This window comes from Algoriphagus sp., from assembly GCF_024642405.1.
Lineage (GTDB): Bacteria > Bacteroidota > Bacteroidia > Cytophagales > Cyclobacteriaceae > Algoriphagus.
In genome coordinates, this window is record NZ_JAHEBC010000385.1 from 1 (window position 1) to 3,471 (window position 3,471).

2 protein-coding genes are annotated in these 3,471 nt (G+C 37.7%); both read right to left on the reverse strand.

The window, feature by feature from the left end; translation table 11 throughout:
* On the reverse strand, positions 1-186 hold a 186-nt coding region (locus Q0L68_RS18155), incomplete at its 3' end, for a hypothetical protein (RefSeq protein ID WP_296705674.1).
* Between the two features lie 767 nt (positions 187-953).
* A complete protein-coding gene (locus tag Q0L68_RS18160) occupies positions 954-3,371 on the reverse strand; it encodes an ABC transporter permease (RefSeq protein WP_296705675.1) in 2,418 nt (805 codons plus the stop codon).
* Between the last annotated feature and the right edge of the window lie 100 nt (positions 3,372-3,471).

Sequence of the window (3,471 nt, forward strand, 5' to 3'; positions counted from 1 at the left end):
ATCCTGTCCAATATCCAACGGAGCATCTTCTATGATCTTGGAAGAATCGGCTTGCAAGGTGTCTGCTGCGCTCAAAGACAGAATCTTCCTACCATCTCCAATAGGATTATCCTGGGCAATGGCCTTTTCTATATTCACATGACTATGAATAAGAAGGATCATCAAAAGACAAAAGACATGCTTCATTGTGAAATTTCAGAAAAAAACTGATCGACAATAACTTAGTGACTATTTATCAAATTCTTTAAATGAATATATACCTTTCTCCTATTTTATTACCAAGCTATGGAAGATTTAAAAAAATAGGAATCATAAAACTTAAACTCTGATTAAACCAAGAGTCTTGTTTTTTCATTTTTAAAAGTTGATGAAATTTAAGCTATTTATTTTAAAACCATTTTTTCTTTATTAACATTCTTGCTTCCAAAAATTACCCTGGTCCTCCACAATTATCGGGGTAAACCCGTGGCCAAAGAAAACCAATAAATGGCTAAAGCCATTCCTCTTATTTAACTATTGCCTTTTAGCCCACGGTTTTAACCGTGGGATATATTTGAGGATTTTGTTCTAATAAACCGATCTGATACCAAATACCAAAGAGAATTTATGTTTATAGAATTAAACGTGTCCAAACATGATTCGAACCCGATAGGGTCGTACAAATCGCTTTACCAAAAAAGAATTGGGCTAAAGCCCAGCACGAATCGCTAGCATTTCATAGCCTCCAGCTAAAGCAGGAGGCTATTTCAAGGAGAGCTATTAAATAGGAATGTGGCTTTAGCCCATTCCTTTGAGGTTTGAATTGTTTATGGGGCGGCTTTAGCCAAAATTTTTTCCTGTTCGAGTCCCAACAGCGGTACGGGATGCAATCTCCAACCTTCTGTTTTAGGATCCTTTACAGCTGTCGGGAGTAATTCCTAAATCCATTCATCGCTGCTCATTTTGGCACTCACCTACTCATTCTTCAACACCTTCGCAGGGTTGGTTTGCGAAGCGACATAGGAATGGATGCCCACAATCAATAGGCATATCATCATGACACCTAAACCAGCCCCTAAAAAAATCAAGTAAGGCATATCCACTTTGGTATTGAAACCATTCAGCCAGTCATTGAGGAAATAATAGGCTGGGAATATTGCTATGAGGAAGGAAATACCTACCAAAATTATATACTCCTTGGAGATTAAATATAAAATTTGTTGGAGGGTTGCTCCCAGGACTTTTCTGATGCTGATTTCTTTGGTACGTTGAGCAATTGTGAAACTAGATAGACCAAATAGCCCCAGGCAGGAAATCAAAATCGCCAGTGCACAAGCAAAACCAAGCACGTTTTTGATTTTCACATCCTCTTGATAAAACCGATCTATTTGAGTATCCAAAAATTCGAATGAAGCTTCTTCGTGGGGATAAACGCTTATGTAAATTTGCTCCAGTTTTTGCTTTGCTACAGCCAGATTTTGTTCGGAATTTAGCTTTACGTTAACCGATTGAAAATACGTCGGATTATAGGTAAATAACAGCGGACGAATTTCCTCTCGTAGCGTTCTAGAATGAAAATCTGCAACAACTCCTATAATTTTAACTTGCTCCTCGCTAAATCCGATTTCAGCACCTATCGCTTCTTCAGGACTTGAGAAACCAGCCTCTTCCACAAATTTCTCATTCACCATTATTTCATCTTTACGGTCTATTCCAGCTGAGCCTGCTAAAAGCGGAATGCCATTTACCTGTACAAATGCCGAATCCACATTCATCACCTGAATGGAAATCTCATTGAACGAAGTATCCACTGGCACACGAACACTCGAAGTCCAAAGACTCGTGGAAGACACCAAACTCCCACTCAAGCTGGCACTTTTTACCATTGTTTCCTGATTAAATCGGTCCTGAAGCTGGAGCATTTTATCTGGATCTGACATAAATGGTAGTCGGGCATACATTACTGCTTCCTTATCGAAACCCAAAGGCTGGCTAGTCACAAAATTGAGTTGGTAATTCAACACCAAAACCAGAATGATAAAGGCGATTGAAGATGACAATTGAATGATAGTTAGATTTTTTCTGAGAAAAGCACCGATCGAAAACTTTCCATTTCTATGAAGTTCTCCTTTTAAAGCCCGTTGAGGATCGTAATTAGAAAGAACCAATGCCGGATAAATGCCTGTAATTAAAGTCAAAAGAAGCGGGAAGGCTGCATAAAATACCAAGTTGAAAGTTGAGAAGTATTCTATCTCAAAACCCTGAGGTAAGTAGCTAGCAAATACTAATTTCAATCCCTCTACTAAACCTAAAGCCAAAATTGTGCTGCAGAAAATGATTATCAATGTCTCAGTAAGAAATTGGGAGATCAATTGAAATCTGGTTCCTCCAATTGTTTTTCTGATTCCAACTTCCTTCGATCGGCCAATCGCTTGAGCCGTCTCAAGATTCACAAAATTCAAAGTGGCCAGAACTAAAATGATTAGGCCTATAAATACCAGACCTTTCAGAAAAGTTTTTGAAACATAGGTATTACCGTAGTTCGGTGTGAAATGCATTTCAGATAAGGGTTCAGAAAAAAAGCTGGTATTGTATTCACCGTCTTCCTCTGATTCCATGTTTTTTTCAATTAAAGGGATAAACGCCTCATCAATCGACTCTGGAGAAACTCCCTGATTGAGCTTTACAAAAAGCTGACTACTTGAATTCACTGAATTCCATTCATGAAGACCATACCAACTAATTTGTTCTTCAGTCCGGATTGTACTCAGGGAAATAAAATCCTTAAAAATGAAGTCCGTATTTTCCTCAAAATCCGCAATTACACCTGTGACTTTAGCATAAATAGAATCAGAATCCACGAACATCAATTCCTGTCCCAAAACATCTGAAGCTTCAGAACCGGGGAAGTATTTATGCAAATTCGACTCAGAAATCACTAAAGATTCAGGTTGATCTAAAGCAGTTTCAGGATTTCCAGCAAGCCATTTTCTAGGGAAAATTTTAAAAAAACCAGGATCGGCAAAGGTCACTTCATTACTTCTTCCAAATACCTTTTGTGAATTAGGCAAGGTTACTAATGTTTGATACATAGTATAAAGCCTGCCTTTTTGTTCTATCCCCGAGATTTCATCTGAAATCACTTCCCCTAATGGTCCAGGTGTTCCAGAATTCGGAAAACTCTCTCCATCTCCCCAATCTGTCAAGGTGTTAATTCTAAAAATTCTATCCTTATCAGGATGAAACTGATCAAAGCTATAAGAATGGTTCACCACATTAAAAATCAGAAAACAAATAGAAATTCCGATGGACAATCCAAGAATATGAATAACCGTTCTTAGTCTGTTCCTAAGGATATTTCTAAAAGCGATTTTGAAGTAGTTGGTAAACATTTTCAGTTTTAAGTTTTATTGTGTGTTCAATCACTCGATTAAGTTCACTTTAGAATATTCCATTACTGGAATTATTCATCACTTTTTAATAATTCCGCAG

What these genes read in the sequence shown, in the direction of transcription:
- Q0L68_RS18160 (WP_296705675.1), bottom strand. Translation starts at nt 3,371, where the DNA reads ATGTTTACCAACTACTTCAAAATCGCTTTTAGAAATATCCTTAGGAAC.